Source organism: Peterkaempfera griseoplana, from assembly GCF_001418575.1.
Lineage (GTDB): Bacteria > Actinomycetota > Actinomycetes > Streptomycetales > Streptomycetaceae > Peterkaempfera > Peterkaempfera griseoplana.
Genome location: NZ_LIQR01000381.1, coordinates 13,725 through 33,232 on the forward strand (window position 1 = coordinate 13,725; position 19,508 = coordinate 33,232).

Genomic DNA, 19,508 nt, shown 5'->3' on the forward strand with positions numbered 1-19,508 from the left:
GCGGCCGCCCCTCCGCAGAGGTGGGGCTGTAGCCCGTACCGATTCCCGCGCCCCCGGCGCACGCCGTACTGACGAGCGGGAGGCTAGGCGCCGAAGGACTTCCCGACCGGCTGGTTCTTGCCGCCCTTGCCGGTCAGGTGGGCCGGCAGCAGATCGCGTGCGGGCTCGCTGTAGCCGATGGAGACGATCCGGTCGCCCTCGTAGGTGAAGCTGGTCAGCGACGCCAGGGAGCACTGCCGCTTGCGCGGGTCGTGCCACAGCCGCCGGTGCTCCGCGAAGCAGCGGGTCACCCAGATCGGCAGCTGGTGGCTGACGCACACCGCCTCATGGCCGCGCGCCGCGTCCCTGGCGGCACCCAGCGCCCCCATCATCCGCACCACCTGCTCTATGTACGGCTCGCCCCAGGACGGGCGGAAGGGGTTGGTGAGGTGCTTCCAGTGCGAGGGGTTCTTCAGCGAGCCGTCGCCGACACCGAAGGTCTTGCCCTGGAAGATGTTCTCCGCCTCGATCAGCCGCTCGTCCACCGTGGTGGTCAGGCCGTGCGCGGCGGCGATCGGCGCCGCGGTCTCCTGCGCACGCTCCAGCGGCGAGGCCACGACATGGGTGATGTCGCGCCCCGCCAGGTGGTCCGCCACCCGCTCGGCCATCTCCTTGCCGAGCTCCGACAGGTGGTAGTCGGGCAGCCTGCCGTAGAGCACGCCCTCCGGGTTGTGCACCTCGCCATGGCGCATGAGGTGGACCACTGTGACGTCTGTGCTGCTCACCTGAGCTGCTCCTTAGGGGTACGGGAGGGGTGTGGGAGGCCGGTCCGAGACTACGCGGGGCGCGCCTCGGCCGCGGCACGGGCCGCCACCGGCAGCGCCGCCGCGATCCGCTCCACGGCCTGGGTGTCGTGGGAGGCGGAGACGAACCAGGACTCGAAGGCGGACGGCGGCAGATAGACGCCCTGAGCCAGCATGGCGTGGAAGAACGGGGTGAAGCGGAACGCCTCCTGGGCCCTGGCCCCGTCGTAGTCGGTGACCGGCGCCTCGCTGAAGAAGACCGAGAACATGTTGCCCGCGGTCTGCACCCGGTGCGCCACGCCCTCCTTGGTCAGCGCATCGGACACCAGCCCGGAGACCTCGGCGGCGACCCGGTCCACCGTGGCGTACACCTCGTCGGTGCAGTGCCGCAGCTGGGTCAGGCCGGCGGCGGTGGCGACCGGGTTACCGGAGAGGGTGCCCGCCTGGTAGACCGGGCCGGCCGGGGCCAGCTGGGCCATCACCTCGGCCCGGCCGCCGAAGGCCGCGGCCGGGAAGCCGCCGCCCATGACCTTGCCGAAGGTCAGCAGGTCCGGCGCCCAGCCCTCACGGGCCGCCTCCAGGCCGTACCAGCCGGCCCTGGAGACCCGGAAGCCGGTCATCACCTCGTCGGAGACGAAGAGCGCGCCGTTCTCCCGGCAGAGCTGGTGGAGGCCCTTGTTGAAGCCGGGCAGCGGCGGCACCACGCCCATGTTGCCGGGGGACGCCTCGGTGATCACACAGGCGATCTCGCCCGGGTGGGCGGCGAAGGCGGCCCGCACCGCGTCCAGGTCGTTGTAGGGCAGCACGATGGTGTCCCCGGCCTGTGCACCGGTGACTCCGGGGGTGTCCGGGAGGGCAAAAGTCGCCACACCTGAACCGGCGGCGGCCAGCAGGGCGTCAACATGACCGTGGTAGCAACCTGCGAACTTGACGACCTTGGCCCGGCCGGTGAAGCCGCGCGCCAACCGGATCGCCGACATGGTCGCCTCGGTGCCGGACGACACCAGGCGCACCTGCTCGACCGGTGTGACCCGCGCCACGATCTCCTCCGCGAGCTCCACCTCCCCCTGGCCGGGGGTTCCGAAGGAGGTGCCGCGGGCGACGGCCGCCTGGACGGCCTCCTGCACCGCGGGGTGGGAATGGCCGAGAATCATCGGTCCCCACGAGCAGACCAGGTCGACATACTGCCGACCGTCGGCATCGGTGAGGTACGGACCGGTACCGGACACCATGAACCGGGGCGTACCGCCCACGGCCTTGAAGGCACGCACCGGCGAGTTGACCCCGCCGGGGGTGACGATGGAGGCGCGCTCGAACCACGTCTGGGACACTGGGGCTTCGTAGGGGTAGCTCACAGAGGACATGGTCTCAAATCGTGTCCTTCCCACCGGCATGTCCTGCCCGATCATCTGGAACGATGATCGGGGTACATCCTGCGGTACCGCTGAGCGGGCGGGCCGCAGCGCCTAGTCTGTCGGTTTCGGCGTATTCCGGTGAGGATGGTCCGAGTGTCCGAGCGTGACGACTCCGAGGGGACCGCGGGGCCCTCCCGGAGGGCCGCCGGTTCGGCGGGGAGAGGAAGGGGAGGTGGTGGCCGCGTGGGGGTGACCTACAAGTACTTCGGCGCGCCCGACCGTGCCACGGCCGCCCGTGTGCCCACCGCACTCGGCCGCGACGGACTCGGGCTCGACGCCGGGGAGCTGGGCACCCTGGGCCGCCTCGGCGACCTCATCGGCGCCGAGGAGCGCATCGAGGCGGAGGAGCGCGCCTACGAGCGCGAGGACGCCGTGGGCCGGCACCTCTCCACCAAGATCAAGCCGGAGACCATGAGCGCCATGGTCCTCACCGGCATCAAGGGCGTCCCCCTCCATCAGGTCCCGCCCCTGGAACTGGTGGTCCTGCACCCCGACTACGCCGTGGTCCAGCTCCCGTCCAGTGTCGTCGAACCGCTCCGCAAGGCCGACGAGACCGAGCTGGGCGCCGCCGCCTTCATCTGGTCCACCGTCCCCGACCGGCGCGGCCCGCGCGACGCCTTCGTCATCTACAAGATGCTCCACGAGTGGCAGGACTTCGCCAACCGTCTGCATGACGCGGGTCACCAACTCTTCTGCCTGGTCTGGCCCTGACCTGCGGGTCCCGCAGTCTGTGACCTTCCTCTCAGCGCAGCCGGGAGCAGGGCCGCACGCCCGGCGGGGCCGTGGTGCGGGTGCACGGCGGCGCCGTGGTCCGCGACCACCGGCGACCCCTGCGTCCCGGCCTCCGACCGGCCGCCGTAGCCTCACCGTCATGGACCTCCCCGACTGCGGCTGTCTGCTCTGCGACAGCGCCGCCGACGAAACCGCCTGGGACGCACGCGACAGCCGTATCGCGGCGAACATCCGCGAGTACGGCTGGAACGTCAACGGGGTGGCCGGCGGTGACCTGCCCGGCGACTGGTCCTACTCCATCGGACTCTGGCACACCCTGCGCAGTCCCGAGGTGAGCATCTTCGGCATCCCCTCGCAGACCGGCATGCGCATCGTCAACGTCCTCGCCGGGCGGATCCGCCACGGGCATCCGCTCGAACCGGACCAGCGCCGCGGCGACGTCCTGGGCGGCGGCTTCCCGGTCGCGATCCGGCCCGTCCACCCCAGTTGGTACCCCAGCTTCTTCGGTGCCGGCGTCGACTTCCACCAGCGGCCGCCGCTGCCGATCACGCAGATGTTCTGGCCGGACAGGCAGGGGCGCTTCCCCTGGGACGACGGAGTCGAGGAGACCTGCCGAGCCACCCAGCCGCTCCTGTGGACGCCCCGGGAGGAGTCCACCGGCCCATGGGCGGATGCGGAGCCCCCTCGGTACCGGCCCTGCGGGGATGCGGAGGCTCCCTGAGGCCACCCGCCCTCCCGGCGCTGCCCCGACGACGGCCCGGGCCGGTCCGCGTCACCGCGCACCCGGGGCTGCCGGACGGTCAGCCGTAGAGGTGGTCGGCGTATCCCGAGCCGTAGTGGGCCTCCAGCTCCGCCAGGTCGGCGTCCGGCCGCTCCAGCGCCTTGCAGATCCGGGCGCGGGAGGGCACGGCCCCGGGCGCCCCGGTGTCGGGTCTCCACAGCCCTGAGCGGAGAAGGGCCTTGGGGCAGAAGACCTCCGCGATCTCGACCAGCAGGGCGAGCTGCGGACGGTGACCCCGAACGGCCAGCCGGTCGAAGAAGGGGGGCGTCCCGCAGCAGCCGGGCACGCCCGTTGATGCGCAGGGTGTCGGCGCGGCCGGGGATCATATGGACCAGGCCCACCTGCGGATTGCCGAGGACGTTGCGGAACCCGTCCGCCCGCCGGTTGCCCGGCCGCTCGGGCAGGGCAACGGTGGTGTCGCCCAGGATCAGGGTGAAGGAGCCCGCCGGGTCGCCCTTGGGCGATGCGTCGCAACTGCCGTCCGGGGCCGAGGTGGCGACCACGCAGAAGGACGACACGGCGAGCCACCGCCGGTCGTACTCGTGCAGCCGGTTCCGCACCTTGTCCGCCGCCGCGGCCGTGGGCGGCCTCAGCAGTTCGGTGAGCTCCTGCTCGGAGCCGACCTCCACATACCCGCTCTCCGCCGCCATGGCCGCTCCCCCGACTTCCGATGGACCGTCAGCGCGCGTATCGCGTCGCATAATCGTCTCGCGCCGCCGGGCCCGCCCCCACCATGCTGCTGCCGTGGACGACACTCCGAGCCGGTTCCCGGCCGCCCTGAACACACTGCGTGCCGCCGCCCTGAACGCGGGCTTCACCATGTCCTGCGAGGAACGCACCGGCAGCCTGCTGAGCGTGCTCGCCGGCGCCCGCCCCGGCGGCCGCGTCCTGGAGCTCGGCACCGGCGTCGGCGAGGGCACCGCCTGGCTGCTCCACGGGATGGATGCGACCTCCCGGCTGGTCACCGTGGAGCTCGACGAGGCCGTCCAGACGGTCGCCCGGGGGCAGTTGGCGGACGACCCCAGGGTGGAGTGGGTGGCCGGGGACGCCGGGGCATGGCTGGAGGGGTACCGCGGTGAACCCTTCGACCTGGTCTTCGCCGACACCTGGCCCGGCAAGTTCACCCACCTCGACGAGGCCCTGGACCTGGTGGCACCCGGCGGGACGTACCTGGTCGACGACCTCCGCCCGCAGCCCGGCTGGCCGGAGGACCACGCCACGGCCGTGGAGCACCTGCTGGCCGTACTGGAGGACCGTGGGGATCTGCGCACGGTCCGCCTCGACTGGTCCAGCGGCCTGCTGATGGCGGTGCGCGGCACCTGGCAGCCCGAGCAGCCCGGCCGGGCGCAGGACCCGGGGCGGTGAGGGCTTGGCCGTCCGGCTGAACTACTGGCGGCAGCCCCTGGGGGCGGTGCCCGAGGCAGTGTGGCGGGCGGCGGACGAGGTGGAGGTGCTGATCCTCGCGGAGACCGGGCTGACCGGACGGCTGCCGGAGCAGATCGGCCGGCTGAGCCGGCTGCGGACCCTGGATCTCGGCCACAACGCGCTGACCGCCGTACCCGGGCAGCTGGGCGCGCTGCCGGCGCTCACCGACTACCTCTATCTGCACGACAACCGGCTGACGGAACTTCCCGCCGCACTCGGCCGGCTGTCCGGGCTGCGCTACCTCAACGTGGGCGACAACCGGCTGGCCGAACTCCCCGAGGAGATCGGCGGCATGGCCGGGCTGGTCGAGCTGCGGGCCGGACACAACCGGCTGACCGGGCTGCCCGGGTCGATCGGGCGGCTGAGCCGGCTGCGGGAGCTGTGGCTGCGCGGCAACGCCCTCAGCGGGCTGCCCGCGTCCATGGCCGGGCTGCGCGAGCTCAGGGAGCTGGAGCTGCGGGAGAACGACCTGACCCGGGTGCCGGAGCCGCTGGCCGGGCTGCCGCTGCTGCGGAGGCTGGATCTGCGCGGCAACCGGATCACCACCCTGCCCGACTGGCTGCTGGGGCTTCCCTCACTGGAGAAGCTGGACCTGCGGTGGAACGACGTGGACGCCTCCCCGCACCTGCTGGCCGAGCTGGCGCGGGGAGGCTGCACGGTACTGCTGTGACAGGCTGATTGACGCGTCATCAGATGGCCGGGACTGCCACCCAGTAGCGGGTGTCATTGCTGAGGTTGGCCGAGTTGCCGTTGAGCTGGCCCTGGATCCAGTGGACCGCGTTCCGGTGGTTGTTGATGTCGGTGGTGCCCGGGTTGCTCAGACCGGAGGCCCCGTTGCGGTGTCCGGCGAACCAGGTGTGAATGCCGCAGTGGTTCCGGCTCTGGTGGAGGCAGGACACATCGGCGCTGAGACTGCTGTTGAGCACGGCGCCGTTGTTCCACTGCGATGCGCTCTGGCCCGAGAAGGTGCTGCAGGCGACCCGGAGGTGCTCCAGGGCGCTGATGAGGGAAGCACCAGCCCGGTTCGGCGTCGATGGACACGACAGAAATCCCCCGCGGCCGAAGTGCCCGGACAGCAGCGAGCCGCCGTCAGCCGCCCTGGGAGGTCGGCGGGTGACGGCGGCTCGGAGCAGTCGGTCAGCCGGCGTTGACGCAGGTGTTGCCGAAGGCCGGGTTGATGGCGGCGATGAGGATGTTGACGGTGTTGCCGCAGACATTGACCGGCACCGAGACCGGCACCTGGACGACATTGCCGGAGATGACGCCGGGCGAGCCGATCGCGGCACCCTCGGCCTGCGAGCTCGCCATGGCGGAACCCGCACCCGCAGCGATCAGGCCGGCGGCGGCAAGGGAAACGGCAGCCACCTTCTTGGGCGCGTTCATTGGTATCTCCTTAGTACTCTTGTATGTCGAACCGGACGCACTGGGCGTTCCCCCTGAGCAACGAGATCTCCGCCGCAAAGGCATGCCCGAGGTCGCGGATTCACTCGCAGGCAGCAATCGGCGCCGGACTGCCGCCCATCCGGGTGATCGCCCGGGGCCCGGCCGTTCCCGGGCGGCCGATGGCTCGTTCTCCAGCCCGAGGTCCTTGATTCACCACCTCGGGAGACCAGGCCATGCACGACAACGCCAGTACGACCCCTGCCGGACGCGCCGTCAACATGCCGCAGGCGGCGCGCATCAAGGCCGGGGCCGGCGTTGCCGCGCTCGGCTAGTCGCCCCTTCGGGCAGCTCCCGCAACGGCGGATCGCCACCCGCAGGACCGCCTCGACATGCGAGGCATCGCGGCATGTGCCCACACTTCTCTGGGAACGGTGTGTGATCGTCCGACCACTCCGACTTGCGCCCCGGCGAAACACCGCCGAATAGGCCGCACGGGTGATCGCAACGAAATACCCGCATCCCAGGGGGTTGCATTCTCGTTCGTATGTCGCCCGCCGTCGTACGGTCGGGCAGAAAGACGGAGGAATTCCCACCATGCGCTCTTTCAAGAAGGCTGCCGTTGTGACGGTCGCGGCCTCCGGAATGATTCTGGCCGGTGCCACTGCCGCGTCCGCCAGCAGCGACGCCGAGGCGGCCGCGGTCGGATCCCCCGGTGTGCTGTCCGGCAACGTGATCCAGGTTCCGATCAACATCCCGATCAACCTGTGCGGCAACGGCATCAACGTTCTGGCGCTGCTCAACCCGACGTTCGGCAACACCTGCGCCAACGTCGGCTGAACCAGCCGCCGAGTTCTCCGCCCGGCCCCCGGTGCGGGCGGTAATCCCACCTGATCCAGGAGTTTTTCCATGCGCAACATCAAGAAGGCTGTCTTCGTCTCCGCCGCCTCCCTCGGCGTGATCGTGGCCGGCGCCACCGCCGCCGCCGCCCAGGGCGCCGACGCCGAGGCCGCCGCGGTCGGCAGCCCGGGTGTCGTCTCCGGCAACGTCGTCCAGGTTCCGATCGACATCCCGATCAACCTCTGCGGCAACTCGGTCAACATCGTCGGCATCCTCAACCCGGCCTTCGGCAACACCTGCATCAACGCCTCCGGCGACTTCCGTCGCCACTTCGGCCGCGGCCACGAGTCCGGCGGCGAGTTCAGCGGCCACGGCGAGCAGGCCGGCGGCGGCGGCTTCCACTCGCGCGGCAACGACAACGGCCGCGACAACCGCGACAACGACGACGACAACTGATCGTCGGAACCGTCAGGCGCTGCCCCTCGGAGCCCGAGAGCCCGAGGGGCAGCGCCGTACGCCCGATCAGTACCCGGAGAGGACAACAGCCATGACGATCCTGTCCCGCGCGGGAGGCCGCGCAGTGGCCGCCGCCGGAGCCGCCGTACTCGGCGCGCTGGCCGTGCAGACGCCCGCCTTCGCGGCCGAGGCGCTGCCGGCCGGTTCGGCCGCGCCGACCAGTGCGACCCGGGCTCCGGGTGCCGCACTGCAGCCGCTGGACACCAAGGCGGCCCTGGGCACCCTGACCAAGACCACCGGCACCGCGCTGCGGCCGGTGACGGACCTGCGGCTGGACCCCTGGGCGAACTCGGGGGCGGACCCGCTCACCAACGGTGTCGCCGTACAGCCCAAGACCCCCAACGGCGCCACCCGGCCGCTCAGCACCCTTCCGCTGACCGCCCCCCTGAGCGGCGGCGGCGGCCTCAAGGACCTGCCGGTGCTCGGCCAGCTCTTCGGCCTGCTGCGGGGCTGACCCCGACCGGACAGGCAGACGCCCGAGGGGCCGGCTCCCAGCACGGGAGCCGGCCCCTCGGGCGTCAGCGGTCGCTGCGCGCGGTCACTGCCGCAGGGTACGGGCGGCCTCGACGGCCCAGTAGGTGAGGATCTGGTCGGCGCCGGCCCGGTGGATGGAGGTCAGGGTCTCCATGATCACGCGGTCGCGGTCGATCCAGCCGTTGGCCGCCGCGGCCTCCACCATCGCGTACTCACCGGAGACCTGGTACGCGGCGACCGGCACCGTGGAGGCGTCGGCCACCTGCCGCAGGATGTCCAGATAGGCCATGGCGGGCTTGACCATCACCAGGTCGGCGCCCTCGGCGAGGTCCAGCTCCAGCTCGCGCAGCGCCTCGCGGGCGTTGGCCGGGTCCTGCTGGTAGGTCTTGCGGTCGCCCTTGAGCGAGGAGCCCACGGCCTCCCGGAAGGGCCCGTAGAAGCCGGAGGCGTACTTGGCGGTGTAGGCGAGCATGGCGACGTCCTGGTGCCCGGCGCCGTCCAGGGCCTCGCGGACCACTCCGATCTGGCCGTCCATCATCCCGGACGGGCCGACCATGTGGACGCCCGCCTCGGCCTGCACCACGGCCATCTCGGCGTAGCGCTCCAGGGTGGCGTCGTTGTCCACGCTGCCGTCGGGCGCCAGCACCCCGCAGTGGCCGTGGTCGGTGAACTCGTCCAGGCAGAGGTCCGACATCACGACCACCTGGTCGCCGACCTCGCCGACCACATCGCGGATGGCCTGCTGGAGGATGCCGTCCGGGTTGGTGCCCTCGGAGCCGACGGCGTCCTGCACGGCCGGGACGCCGTACAGCATGATGCCGCCGACCCCCGCCTCGGCCGCCTCCACCGCCGCCTTGCGCAGCGTGTCGCGGGTGTGCTGGACGACACCGGGCATCGAGCCGATCGGCACCGGCTCGCTGATGCCCTCCCGCACGAAGGCGGGAAGGATCAGCTGAGCCGGGTGCAGCCGGGTCTCGGCGACCAGGCGGCGCACCGCGGGGGTGGTGCGCAGCCGGCGGGGGCGGTGGAGGGGGTAGCCGGTCATGGCGTGTTGTCTGCCTTTCAGCGGGCCCTTCGCGGGCCCTTCAGCGGGCCTTCCTGCGGGAGCCCGGACGGCGCTCGCTCGGCCGGTACACCTGCTCGCCGGCCTCCAGGGCGGCGTCGCGGCGGGCCGCTCCGAACTCGGCCAGGGCCTCGGCGAGCGCCGCGGCCGAGGGCGCCGGGGAGAGGACGTCGACCCGCAGGCCGTGCTCCTCGGCGGTCTTGGCGGTGGCGGGACCGATGCAGGCGATGACGGTGACATTGTGCGGCTTGCCGGCGATGCCGACCAGGTTGCGCACGGTGGAGGAGGAGGTGAAGAGCACCGCGTCGAACCCGCCGCCCTTGATCGCCTCCCGGGTCTCGGCCGGCGGCGGCGAGGCGCGCACGGTGCGGTAGGCCGTGACGTCGTCCACCTCCCAGCCGAGGTCGATCAGGCCGGCCACCAGGGTCTCGGTGGCGATGTCGGCACGGGGCAGCAGCACCCGGTCGATCGGGTCGAAGACCGGGTCGTACGGCGGCCAGTCCTCCAGCAGCCCGGCGGCGGACTGCTCGCCGGACGGCATCAGGTCGGGCTTGACGCCGAAGTCGATCAGGGACTGGGCCGTGGTCTCGCCGACCGCGGCGACCTTGATCCCGGCGAAGGCGCGGGCGTCCAGCCCGTACTCCTCGAACTTCTCACGGACCGCCCGCACCGCGTTGACCGAGGTGAAGGCGATCCACTCGTAGCGTCCGGTGACCAGGCCCTTGATGGCCCGCTCCATCTGCTGCGGGGTGCGCGGCGGCTCCACCGCGATGGTGGGCACCTCCTGCGGGACCGCGCCGTAGGAGCGCAGCTGGTCGGAGAGCGAGGCGGCCTGCTCCTTGGTCCTGGGGACCAGGACGTTCCAGCCGAAGAGCGGCTTGGTCTCGAACCAGGAGAGCGAGTCGCGCATCGACACCTGCTCGCCCACCACGGCTATCACCGGGGTCAGCGGGTCCACCGGTGCGGACACCGGGGAGGGCAGCACCTTGGCGGTCTTCAGCTCGGCGGCGATGGTGGCCAGCGTCGCGGTGAAGGTGCGCTGCCGGGTGGTGGTGCCGCCCAGGGTGGCCGAGAGGGCGGAGTCCGGCTTGCGGCCCTGCGCCACCAGGGCGGTGGCGGCGGCCGGCAGCTGGCCCAGGGTGGTGCGGACCACCAGGGTGGCGTCGCAGCCGCCCAGGTCGGTCCAGCCCTGGGGGTCCAGGGTGGCGGCGTCCACGAAGCGGACGTCGGCCCCGCGGGCGCCGCGCAGCGGCACTCCGGCGTACGCGGGCACGCCGACGGACTGGGCGACACCGGGGACGACCTCGAAGGGGATCCGGTCCTTGGCGCAGACCAGCATCTCCTCGGCGGCCCGGCCGTCCAGGCCGGGGTCGCCGTCGACGGTGCGGACCACGTGCTTGCCGGCCTTGACGGCGGTGGAGACCACCTTGGCCAGCGCGGCGGCGCCCCACTCCGCGGTGTCCGCGGCGGCGTCCCCCGGGTCGGCCTCGGCCGTGGTGCCGCCGGGGGTGTACACCTCCACGCCCTCGGGGCAGTGGGTGCGCACGGCTGCCGCGGTGAGCGGGTCGGCGACCAGGACGTCGGCCGATCCCAGCACCTCCACCGCACGGAGGGTCAGCAGCCCGGGGTCTCCGGGCCCGGCGCCCAGGAAGGTGCAGCGTCCGGCGGATCCGCCGGGACCGGCCTTGCGAAGACCGTTGGCGTCGGTGTTGGCGGTGGGGCTCACAGGTCTCGCTCCCCCATCAGACCGGCCGCGCCCCGGGCGAGCATCCGGGCGGCGAGGTCGCGGCCGAGGGCCGCCGCCTGCTGCTCGAAGGTCCCGTCCAGAGCGATCGGACCGGTGGTGGACATCTGCAGCAGGGTGGTGCCGTCGGGGGTGCCGACGACGCCCTCCAGCCGCAGTTCGGTGGCAGGACCGTCGGTCCCGAGCACGGTGGCCAGCGCGCCCACGGGGGCGGAGCAGCCGGCCTCCAGGGCGGCGAGCAGGGCTCGCTCCGCGGTGACCGCGGCCCGGGTGGGCCGGTGGTCGAGCGCGGCGAGGGCGGCGGCGAGCCGCGTGTCGTGCGCGGCGCACTCCACCGCCAGCGCCCCCTGGCCGGGGGCGGGCAGCATCAGGTCGAACCCGAGCAGCTGGGTGGCCTCGGAGAGGCGGCCGAGCCGGCTGAGGCCGGCGGCGGCCAGGACGACGGCGTCGAGCTCGCCCGAGCGGACGTAGCCGATGCGGGTGTCGACGTTGCCGCGGATCGGGACGGTCTCGACGGCCAGGCCGTGCGCGGCGGCGTAGGCGTTGAGCTGCGCCATGCGGCGCGGGGAGCCGGTGCCTATCCGGGCGGGGCGGCCGTCGCCGTGGGCGACGCACTTCTCGGCGAGCTCCACCAGGGTGAGGCCGTCGCGGGCGACCAGGGCGTCGCGGCTGTCCTCGCGTACCGGGACGGCGGCCAGCAGCAGACCGTCGGGGGCCGCCGTGGGGAGGTCCTTGAGGGAGTGCACGGCGAGGTCGATCCGGCCGCCCTGCAGGGCGTCGCGGAGTGCGGAGACGAAGACCCCGGTGCCGCCGATCTGCGCCAGGTGCTCACGGGAGGTGTCCCCGTAGGTGGTGATCTCCACCAGTTCGACGGGGCGGCCGGTGAGTTCGGCGACCTGCTCGGCGACCATGCCCGACTGGGCCGTCGCCAGTGCGCTGCGGCGGGTGCCCAGCCTCAGCGTCTGCTGCTTCAACTCGCTTGGGGTAGTGCGAAGTTGACCATTCATGACATGATCGTCCCGGTCGTACTGGTTGCCTGGATGGTGGTTCATCGGATGTCGCCCCTCGCGGCTGCGACCTGCACTCCGGCGGCCCGCGCCCCGGTCGCCTGCTTGGGGGCGCCCGACACGGCCTCGACGGCCGAGGGATCCAGATCGAAGAGCTCCCGCAGCGCCTCGGCGTAGTTGGCGCCGCCCGGCTCTCCGGCCAGCTGCTTGACCCTCACGGTCGGGGCGTGCAGCAGCTTGTCGACGACCCGGCGCACGGTCTGCGCGATCTCCGCGCGGGAGCGCGGGTCGAGGTCGGGGAGCCGGCCGTCCAGCCGCTCCAGCTCGCTCAGCACCACGTCCGAGGCCATGGTGCGCAGCGCGACCACGGTCGGGGTGATCCGGGCGGCACGCTGGGCGGCACCGAACGCCTCGACCTCGTGCGCCACGATGCCCCGCACCGCGTCGACGTCGACCGCGCCGTCGCGGTCGGCGGCGGCCTCGGCGAGGCTCTCGATGTCGACCAGGTGGGCGCCGGGCACGGCGTGCACCTCGGCGTCCACATCGCGCGGCATCGCGAGGTCCAGCAGCGCCAGCGGACCGGCGCCGTCGAGGGCGCTCCGGGCGCGTACGGCGGCGCGCACCTGCTCGGCGCCGATGACCAGCCCGGCGGCTCCGGTGCAGGAGACCACCAGGTCGGCGTCGGCCATCGCCTCGGCGACCTTGTCGAAGGGAACAGTACGGGCGCCCAGGCCCGCGGCGAGCCGCTCGGCGCGCTCCGGGGTGCGGTTGGCGATCGCCAGGTCGGCGACGCCCGCGCGGTCGAGGGTCGCGGCGGCGAGCGAGCTCATCGAGCCGGCACCGACCACCAGGACCCGCTTGCCGGCGACCGGGCCGATGGCGGCGGCGACCTGCTCCAGGCCGAAGGTGACCAGCGACTGGCCGGCCTTGTCGATGCCGGTTTCGCTGTGGGCGCGCTTGCCGACCCGCAGGGCCTGCTGGAAGAGCTCGTTGAGGCCGCGGGCCGCGGTGTGCTCCTCCTGGGCCAGTGACAGGGCGTCACGGATCTGCCCGAGGATCTGGCCCTCGCCGACCACCATCGAGTCCAGCCCGCACGCCACCGAGAAGAGATGGTGCACGGCGCGGTCCTCGTAGTGGACGTAGAGGTGCGCGGTGAGTTCCTCCAGGCTGACGCCGCTGTGCTCGGCGAGCAGGCCGGAGAGCTCCGCGACCCCGGCGTGGAACTTGTCCACGTCGGCGTAGAGCTCGATCCGGTTGCAGGTGGACAGCAGGGCGGCCTCGGCCACGGTGGCGGAGGCGGCCGAGGCGTGCAGCAGCCGGGGGCGGGCCTCACCGGTGAGGGCGGCCCGCTCCAGGACCCCTACGGGCGTGGTGCGGTGGCTGAGGCCGACGACGAGGAGGCTCATGCCGGCATCACGGCGGGGAAGTCCCCGTCCGTCCCGGTCGACGCCGCGCGGCGCAGCTTGGCGGCGGCCTTGGCGGGCGCGGCGACCGGCTGGTCGGCGCCGTCCTCGCCGGACTTGCGCTGCTCGTGGAAGGCCAGGATCTGCAGCTCTATGGAGAGGTCGACCTTGCGCACGTCCACGCCGTCGGGGACCGACAGCACGGTGGGCGCGAAGTTCAGGATGGAGGTGACCCCCGCCGCGACCAGCCGGTCGCAGACCTGCTGGGCGGCGCCGGGCGGCGTGGTGATGACGCCGATCGACACCTGTTCCTCCTCCGCGATCTGCTCCAGCTCGTCCATGTGGCGGACCGGGAGGCCCGCCGCGCTGGAGCCGACCACGGCGGGGTCGGCGTCCAGCAGCGCCGCCACCCGGAAGCCGCGGGATGCGAAGCCTCCGTAGTTGGCCAGCGCATGGCCCAGGTTTCCGATACCGACGATCACCACGGGCCAGTCCTGGGTGAGGCCCAGCTCGCGGGAGATCTGGTACACGAGGTACTCGACGTCGTAGCCGACCCCGCGGGTCCCGTAGGAACCGAGGTAGGAGAAGTCCTTCCGCAGCTTGGCGGAGTTCACTCCGGCGGCGGAGGCGAGCTCCTCCGAGGAGACCGTGGGCACGGACCGCTCCGACAGCGCGGTCAGGGCGCGCAGATAGAGCGGCAGCCGCGCAACCGTGGCCTCCGGAATGCCTCGGCCACGGTTGGCCGGGCGGCGCCGGTCGGCAGGGTGTGTGGGTCGGCCAGTTGCCACGATGCTCCTGAGGGTGAAGCTGGGCTTTGGCAGCCAGGCTATGCGTTTGTGAACGTGTGCACAAAGATGGTGTCCGATTTGTCCCCGAACAGTGACGCGCATCACGCCGCACCTCCCGAGGGGCCCGGAACCGGGAGTGGCGCCGGGGCGTTCGCCCGCGCGGCACGGCGGCGCAGCAGCGGTGCGCGGCCCGGCGCCAGGCTCGGCCAGTCCAGCACAGCCGCCTCGCGCAGCGCTCGGGTCCACTCCGCACTGCGGGTGGGGCGCCCGGGGCGGGCGGCGGCGCAGTGGCGCAGCAGATCGGCGGTGGCACGGGCGTCGCCCAGCGCGGTGTGCGCCGCGTACGGGGGCAGCCCGGCCGCCTCCGTGCAGGCCCGCAGGCCGAAGCCGCCCGCCGCGGGCAGCTGGTCGCGGGCCAGCCGCATGGTGCACAGGGTGGGGACGGGCGGCAGCGCCACCCCGATCCGGGCGAACTCACGCTCCAGGAACGCGTGGTCACAGCTGACGTGGTGGCCCACCAGCAGCCGGCCGGAGAGCAGTTCCAGCAGATGCGGCGCGACATCGCCGAAGCGGGGGGCGCCCGTCACCTCGTCCTGGGTGATCCGGTGCACATGGGTGGGGCCCACCGGACCGTCGGGGTCCAGCAGGGTGGTGAACTCGGCCTCGGCCCGCAGGAAGCGGTCCAGTACGACGACGCCGACCTCCACCACCCGGTGCCGCCACGGGCTGCGCCCCGTCGCCTCCACGTCCACCACGGCATAGCCGGTCTGGTCGGTGCGGGTCGTGGCCGCCGTCTCCGGGCGGGGCACGGCGGGCGCCCCCTGGAGTCGGCCGAGCAGCACGCGGGTCCTCTCCTCCGGTCGACCCCCCGATTGGCCTAAAACCCTAAGATGGTAAGCCGACGAACCGGACATTCGACAAGCCGACGGCGGGACCTCCACGGCGGGTCAGCGCACCAGCGCGCTGCGCAGCCGCTTCTCGTCGACCCGCCAGAAGTCGTGCTGGCGTCCGTCGATCAGCGTCACCGGGATCTGCTCCCAGTAGAGGCGGTACAGCTCCTCGTCCTGGGTGATGTCGCGCTCCTCGAAGGCGGCGCCGAGTTCGCCGGTGACCCGGCGGATCACCTCGCGGGCCTCGTCGCACAGATGACAGCCGGGCCTGCCGACCAGGGTCACGGTGCGGTCGGCGGGATCGGGCCGTTCGGTTCGGCGCAGCAGTGGACTCACCCGGCCATTCTGCTCCCGGGCGGGCCCTGGGCACAGCCGTCGGAGGGCACTGCCGGCGATGTGTCCTTCGCCACCCCGCCGCCGCCCACCGCCGCCTCCCGCCGCCCGCGTCACACCGCCGACGCGCGCTGTTGACCCGGACTGCACCTCCGCGCAACGGTCTGCCCGGTCTGTCTGGCTATGCTCGCCCTATGGCTGCGCTGCGTAGGCTCACCCACAGGAAGCGATCCGTCACGGAGCGGACCGTGCTGGCAGGCGAGGCCGCCGCCGACGCCGCACACTCCGCCGCGACCGCCGACGAGCGTCAGCGGCAGGAGTCCGCGGACTCACCGGCGCGGCGCCGCGGGCTGCCCTTCCTGGACCGCGAGAAGGGGACGAGGGCCGAGAAGCCCGGCCCCGGCGGCGCCGCCGAGCAGCCGCCCGCCGCGGGCGACCCGCGCGCGGCCGCCTTCTTCGACTGCGACAACACCCTGCTCCAGGGCGCCGCCATCTTCTATCTGGGCCTCGGCCTCTACAAGCGGCAGTTCTTCACCCACCGCGACGTGGCCCGCTTCGTCTGGCAGCAGGCCTGGTTCCGGCTGCACGGCGCCGAGGACCCGGGCCACATGGCCGAGGCCCAGGACACCGCGCTGGGGATAGTGGAGGGCAAGCGGGTCGACGACCTCGAGGTGATCTGCGAGGAGATCTTCGAGGAGGTCATGGCCGACAAGATCTGGCCCGGCACCCGCGCACTGGTCCAGATGCACCTGGACGCGGGCCAGCGCACCTGGCTGGTGACCGCCGCCCCGCAGGAGGCCGCACGGATCATCGCCCGGCGGCTCGGCATGACCGGCGCGCTGGGCACTGTTGCGGAGGCGGTCGACGGCGTGTACACCGGCCGGCTGGTCGGTGAGCCGCTGCACGGGCCGGCCAAGGCCGCCGCGGTACGGGCGCTGGCCCGCCGGGAGGGTCTGGAGCTGGAGCGCTGCGCGGCGTACAGCGACTCGTCCAACGACATCCCGATGCTGTCGCTGGTCGGCTACCCCTATGTGATCAACCCGGACACCGCGCTGCGGCGGCACGCCCGGGCCGAGGGGTGGCGGGTGCGGGACTTCCGCACCGGCCGCAAGGCCGCCAAGGTCGGCATCCCCGCCGCGGCGGGGCTGGGTGCCGCCGCCGGAGGCACCGCGGCGGCGCTGGCCCTCTACCGCAGGCGCCGCTGACCCCGCCTCCCGCACCCGCCGCGCCGGGGCCGCGCCGTACGGCGCCACGCCCGGCGCGGCCGCGCCCGGCCTCTGCCCCGCCTCTGCCCTGCCCGACGCATACGACGCCCTGTACCGCCGCGCCCGGCCGGCCGGCGGCGCGCAGGGCCGCCCGTACGGCGCCGCGCGTCCCTGACCGTTCCGCCGCGCCGCCCGTACGGCGTGTCCCGCCCCTGACCGTTCCGTCCACCCGAGCGGCGCAGGTCCCAGGTCCATGCCGAGTTGCGGCGTGATGCGGTGACCGGATCCGATCGCTCGCAGGGGCCGGAAATTCGGGGGTTACACCCGTGCGAAGCAGGGAACGCCGCCCGCTCCCTCACAAATTCGGTCACCCAGTGTTCACTTCGAATCACTGATAGCCGCTCACCCATCGGACAGCTTGACCACTTTCAGCTATCGAGCCGTAACGGAAGAGACTCAAGCGACCACTTTGGCGACACCGTGTAGCGGTGCTTGCACAAAGCGTTATCCTCGTCAGACGCACGCCGGAGCCCATACGTCACCACGGTGGGTGAGCGGTCCCGCACTGCACGCATACAGTTCTGCCACTGGGAGTCCCGTGTACCCACACGTCCGGAACGACGCGCCCGCTCCCTACGACGCCTGCGGAGCCACCGGGCTGGACCTGCTGCGCACCCTGGTCCGGGACCAGCTGCTTTCCGCCGCGCCGGTGCTCCTTCCCGCCACCCCCGCACTGCTGCCCGCCGGCACCGTCCTGCGCAGCGGCACCGCCCCCGGCACCCGCGCCCGAACCGCGCCGGGCCCCCGGACGGCACAGGGCCACCGCTCCCGGCAGGCCCCGGTCGAGTCGGAGCACAACCCGGTGATGGAGCTGGTCGAGCGGGCCCAGGCCGGGGAGAGCGAGGCCTTCGGCAGGCTCTACGACCACTACTCCGACACGGTCTACCGCTACATCTACTACCGGGTCGGCGGGCGGGCCACCGCCGAGGACCTCACCAGTGAGACCTTTCTGCGCGCCCTGCGGCGGATCTCCACCTTCACCTGGCAGGGGCGGGACTTCGGCGCCTGGCTGGTGACCATCGCCCGCAACCTGGTGGCCGACCACTTCAAGTCCAGCCGCTTCCGGCTGGAGGTCACCACCGGGGAGATGCTCGACGCCAACGAAGTCGAGCGCAGCCCCGAGGAGTCCGTGCTGGAGTCGCTCTCCAACGCGGCGCTGCTGGAGGCGGTGCGCAAGCTCAACCCCCAGCAGCGGGAGTGTGTGACGCTGCGCTTCCTGCAGGGGCTGTCGGTCGCCGAGACCGCGCGGATGATGGGCAAGAACGAGGGCGCCATCAAGACCCTCCAGTACCGGGCCGTACGCACCCTGGCCCGGCTGCTGCCCAGCGACGCCCGGTGACCACGCCAGGATGAATCGTCGGTCACATGATCAGGCGTGCGTAACCGACGCCCGCCACTGCTCGTTGCCCAGCATGCAAGCCCCCACCGGGGCGGCGTCCGGCAGTCCGGTCCCCCTCCGGACGCGATCGGCAGCCCCGGAGGTGCCTCACTCTACGGGTGGTTCGGGGCGGCGGAGGGCAACTGTCCGACCGGCCGGGGTGTCGACAACGACGAGAGGAGGTGCGACCCGTGACAGCGAACGTGCTTGAGCACCGGCGGGCGAAGGCCTTCGCCGAGGCGTTGACGGAGCACCAGAGCGCCGACCGGCGGAACGGAGGCGTCGACGACGCCCCCGCCCGCGGCCACTCCACCGCCATGGCGGAACTGCTCGCCACCGCTGATGTGCTGGCCGCCCACGCGGTACCCGCACCGGCCCTCGACCCCGAGGTGCGCACGGTGCAGCGGGCCCGGCTGGTGGCCGCCTTCGAACAGGCGGTCGCCGAGGGCAGCGGGCCGGGCGTCCCGGCCCAGCGCCGCGGCGCCCACCGGGCGACCGCGGCCGTCAGCGGCGCGGCGGCCCGGCTGCGGCCCCGCACCCGCTGGGGCCGCCGCCTCGCGGCCGGCGGCCTGGTCGCCGGGATCGCCGTCGGCGGCTTCGCCGGGGTGGCCATGGCCAGCACCGGAGCGCTGCCCGGCGACGCCCTGTACGGGATGAAGCGCAGCCTGGAGGGCTGGCAGCTGGACTGGGCCGGATCCGACAGCGAGCGCGGCGCGCTGCTGCTGGACCAGGCGTCCACCCGGATGGCCGAGGCACGGCAGCTGGTGGTCCGCTCCGGCGGCGCGGGCGGCTCCTCGGCGATCCTCAGCCCGGCCACCGTGGAGCAGATCCGCAAGGCCCTGGCCGACATGCACACCGAGGGCACCAGCGGACGCAGGCTGCTCTGGTCCGTCTACCGTTCCAACGGGTCCCTGGACCCGATGCGCAGGCTGGCCGTCTTCGCCCGCTCCCAGGACGACCAGTGGCCCGCCCTCCGTCGCCAACTGCCCCAGCAGCTGGCCCCGGTGGCCTCCCAGGTGACCCAGCTGCTCGACGACATAACGGCGGACGTCGCGCCACTGCACTTCCTCGACTCGTCCCGGCAGGGCGGCGGCGAGGACGGCACGGCGGGCGACGGCGACCACCGCGGCGGCGGCGGTACGAGCAGCGGCCGCTCCACCCCCGGCACCCGGGCACCCGGCGACGACGACAGCGCATCGCCCCGTGCATCCAGCGGTGCCACCCCCACGGGCCCCTCCGGCTCCCCCACGCCCGGCGCCACGCCGGCGGGCGGGGTGGGCGGCCTGGTGGAC

The 19,508-nt window shown here is 73.0% G+C and carries 22 protein-coding genes and 1 pseudogene; 10 read left to right on the forward strand and 13 right to left on the reverse strand.

The window, feature by feature from the left end; translation table 11 throughout:
• Positions 1-83: 83 nt before the first annotated feature.
• Entirely contained in the window at positions 84-731 is a 648-nt protein-coding gene (locus AOK09_RS26655) for a histidine phosphatase family protein (RefSeq protein WP_055589820.1), read from the reverse strand.
• An 83-nt stretch (positions 732-814) separates the two neighbouring features.
• A complete protein-coding gene (gene hemL / locus AOK09_RS26660; protein ID WP_055589804.1) occupies positions 815-2,146 on the reverse strand; it encodes a glutamate-1-semialdehyde 2,1-aminomutase in 1,332 nt (443 codons plus the stop codon).
• A 135-nt stretch (positions 2,147-2,281) separates the two neighbouring features.
• Between hemL and AOK09_RS26665 the strand changes: the two genes are divergently transcribed.
• Together AOK09_RS26665 and AOK09_RS26670 are read left to right on the forward strand one after the other, a co-directional pair.
• Positions 2,282-2,908: a hypothetical protein gene (locus tag AOK09_RS26665; protein WP_407675441.1), complete on the forward strand. Its 627-nt coding sequence runs from the start codon at positions 2,282-2,284 to the stop codon at positions 2,906-2,908.
• A 160-nt stretch (positions 2,909-3,068) separates the two neighbouring features.
• Positions 3,069-3,650: a DUF4262 domain-containing protein gene (locus AOK09_RS26670; protein ID WP_055589806.1), complete on the forward strand. Its 582-nt coding sequence runs from the start codon at positions 3,069-3,071 to the stop codon at positions 3,648-3,650.
• A 79-nt stretch (positions 3,651-3,729) separates the two neighbouring features.
• Here the strand turns inward: AOK09_RS26670 and AOK09_RS43490 are convergent, their stop codons facing one another.
• Together AOK09_RS43490 and AOK09_RS43495 are read right to left on the reverse strand one after the other, a co-directional pair.
• On the reverse strand, positions 3,730-3,996 hold the full coding sequence (locus AOK09_RS43490) for a hypothetical protein (protein ID WP_322973214.1): 267 nt from the start codon (positions 3,994-3,996) through the stop codon (positions 3,730-3,732).
• A 19-nt stretch (positions 3,997-4,015) separates the two neighbouring features.
• Positions 4,016-4,531, reverse strand: a pseudogene (locus AOK09_RS43495) (hypothetical protein); the annotation flags it as partial.
• Here AOK09_RS43495 and AOK09_RS26680 point away from each other — a divergent pair.
• Entirely contained in the window at positions 4,455-5,075 is a 621-nt protein-coding gene (locus AOK09_RS26680) for an O-methyltransferase (RefSeq protein WP_055589807.1), read from the forward strand. The pseudogene AOK09_RS43495 and the gene AOK09_RS26680 sit on opposite strands and share 77 nt — an antisense overlap.
• Before the next feature lie 4 nt (positions 5,076-5,079).
• Positions 5,080-5,805: a leucine-rich repeat domain-containing protein gene (locus tag AOK09_RS26685; protein ID WP_107101459.1), complete on the forward strand. Its 726-nt coding sequence runs from the start codon at positions 5,080-5,082 to the stop codon at positions 5,803-5,805.
• Between the two features lie 19 nt (positions 5,806-5,824).
• On the opposite strand, the gene AOK09_RS43500 is transcribed toward AOK09_RS26685, so the two are convergent.
• Together AOK09_RS43500 and AOK09_RS26695 are read right to left on the reverse strand one after the other, a co-directional pair.
• Positions 5,825-6,385, reverse strand: a complete 561-nt coding sequence (locus AOK09_RS43500; protein ID WP_322973215.1) for a lysozyme family protein — start codon at positions 6,383-6,385, stop codon at positions 5,825-5,827.
• The gene (locus tag AOK09_RS26695; protein WP_055589809.1) at positions 6,273-6,518 is read right to left on the reverse strand and encodes a chaplin; all 246 of its coding nucleotides are present in this window, start codon (positions 6,516-6,518) and stop codon (positions 6,273-6,275) included. The genes AOK09_RS43500 and AOK09_RS26695 overlap by 113 nt, the downstream gene beginning before the upstream one ends.
• 594 nt (positions 6,519-7,112) lie before the next feature.
• On the opposite strand from AOK09_RS26695, the gene AOK09_RS26700 reads away from it, so the two are divergent.
• From AOK09_RS26700 to AOK09_RS26710, 3 genes are all read left to right on the forward strand, one after another.
• Positions 7,113-7,355 (forward strand): chaplin, encoded by a 243-nt coding sequence (locus AOK09_RS26700; RefSeq protein WP_055589810.1) that lies wholly within the window; start codon positions 7,113-7,115, stop codon positions 7,353-7,355.
• A gap of 69 nt (positions 7,356-7,424) precedes the next feature.
• Complete coding sequence (locus tag AOK09_RS43505) at positions 7,425-7,811, forward strand: chaplin (protein ID WP_063796083.1); 387 nt, start codon at positions 7,425-7,427, stop codon at positions 7,809-7,811.
• Between the two features lie 91 nt (positions 7,812-7,902).
• The gene (locus AOK09_RS26710; RefSeq protein WP_055589811.1) at positions 7,903-8,325 is read left to right on the forward strand and encodes a hypothetical protein; all 423 of its coding nucleotides are present in this window, start codon (positions 7,903-7,905) and stop codon (positions 8,323-8,325) included.
• A gap of 84 nt (positions 8,326-8,409) precedes the next feature.
• Here AOK09_RS26710 and hemB read toward each other — a convergent pair whose 3' ends face one another.
• The 7 genes from hemB to AOK09_RS26745 all read right to left on the reverse strand — a co-directional run bounded on the left by hemB (position 8,410) and on the right by AOK09_RS26745 (position 15,576).
• A complete protein-coding gene (gene hemB, locus AOK09_RS26715) occupies positions 8,410-9,390 on the reverse strand; it encodes a porphobilinogen synthase (protein ID WP_055589812.1) in 981 nt (326 codons plus the stop codon).
• Positions 9,391-9,430: 40 nt separating this feature from the next.
• A complete protein-coding gene (locus tag AOK09_RS26720) occupies positions 9,431-11,134 on the reverse strand; it encodes a bifunctional uroporphyrinogen-III C-methyltransferase/uroporphyrinogen-III synthase (protein ID WP_055589813.1) in 1,704 nt (567 codons plus the stop codon).
• Positions 11,131-12,159 (reverse strand): hydroxymethylbilane synthase, encoded by a 1,029-nt coding sequence (gene hemC / locus AOK09_RS26725; RefSeq protein WP_055589822.1) that lies wholly within the window; start codon positions 12,157-12,159, stop codon positions 11,131-11,133. The genes AOK09_RS26720 and hemC overlap by 4 nt, the downstream gene beginning before the upstream one ends.
• Before the next feature lie 41 nt (positions 12,160-12,200).
• Positions 12,201-13,565, reverse strand: a complete 1,365-nt coding sequence (locus AOK09_RS26730) for a glutamyl-tRNA reductase (RefSeq protein WP_055589814.1) — start codon at positions 13,563-13,565, stop codon at positions 12,201-12,203.
• On the reverse strand, positions 13,562-14,350 hold the full coding sequence (locus AOK09_RS26735) for a redox-sensing transcriptional repressor Rex (protein WP_055589815.1): 789 nt from the start codon (positions 14,348-14,350) through the stop codon (positions 13,562-13,564). Before AOK09_RS26735 ends, AOK09_RS26730 begins: the two co-directional genes overlap by 4 nt.
• A 101-nt stretch (positions 14,351-14,451) precedes the next feature.
• Entirely contained in the window at positions 14,452-15,192 is a 741-nt protein-coding gene (locus AOK09_RS26740; protein WP_245687489.1) for a 3'-5' exonuclease, read from the reverse strand.
• Between the two features lie 105 nt (positions 15,193-15,297).
• Positions 15,298-15,576, reverse strand: a complete 279-nt coding sequence (locus tag AOK09_RS26745) for a glutaredoxin family protein (RefSeq protein WP_055589816.1) — start codon at positions 15,574-15,576, stop codon at positions 15,298-15,300.
• Positions 15,577-15,767: 191 nt separating this feature from the next.
• Here AOK09_RS26745 and AOK09_RS26750 point away from each other — a divergent pair, with 191 nt between their 5' ends.
• From AOK09_RS26750 to AOK09_RS26760, 3 genes are all read left to right on the forward strand, one after another.
• The gene (locus AOK09_RS26750; RefSeq protein WP_055589817.1) at positions 15,768-16,778 is read left to right on the forward strand and encodes an HAD family hydrolase; all 1,011 of its coding nucleotides are present in this window, start codon (positions 15,768-15,770) and stop codon (positions 16,776-16,778) included.
• 598 nt (positions 16,779-17,376) lie between these two features.
• Positions 17,377-18,177, forward strand: a complete 801-nt coding sequence (locus AOK09_RS26755; RefSeq protein ID WP_055589818.1) for an ECF subfamily RNA polymerase sigma factor, BldN family — start codon at positions 17,377-17,379, stop codon at positions 18,175-18,177.
• A gap of 230 nt (positions 18,178-18,407) precedes the next feature.
• A partial coding sequence (locus AOK09_RS26760; RefSeq protein ID WP_055589819.1) for a DUF5667 domain-containing protein occupies positions 18,408-19,508 on the forward strand: 1,101 nt, incomplete at its 3' end.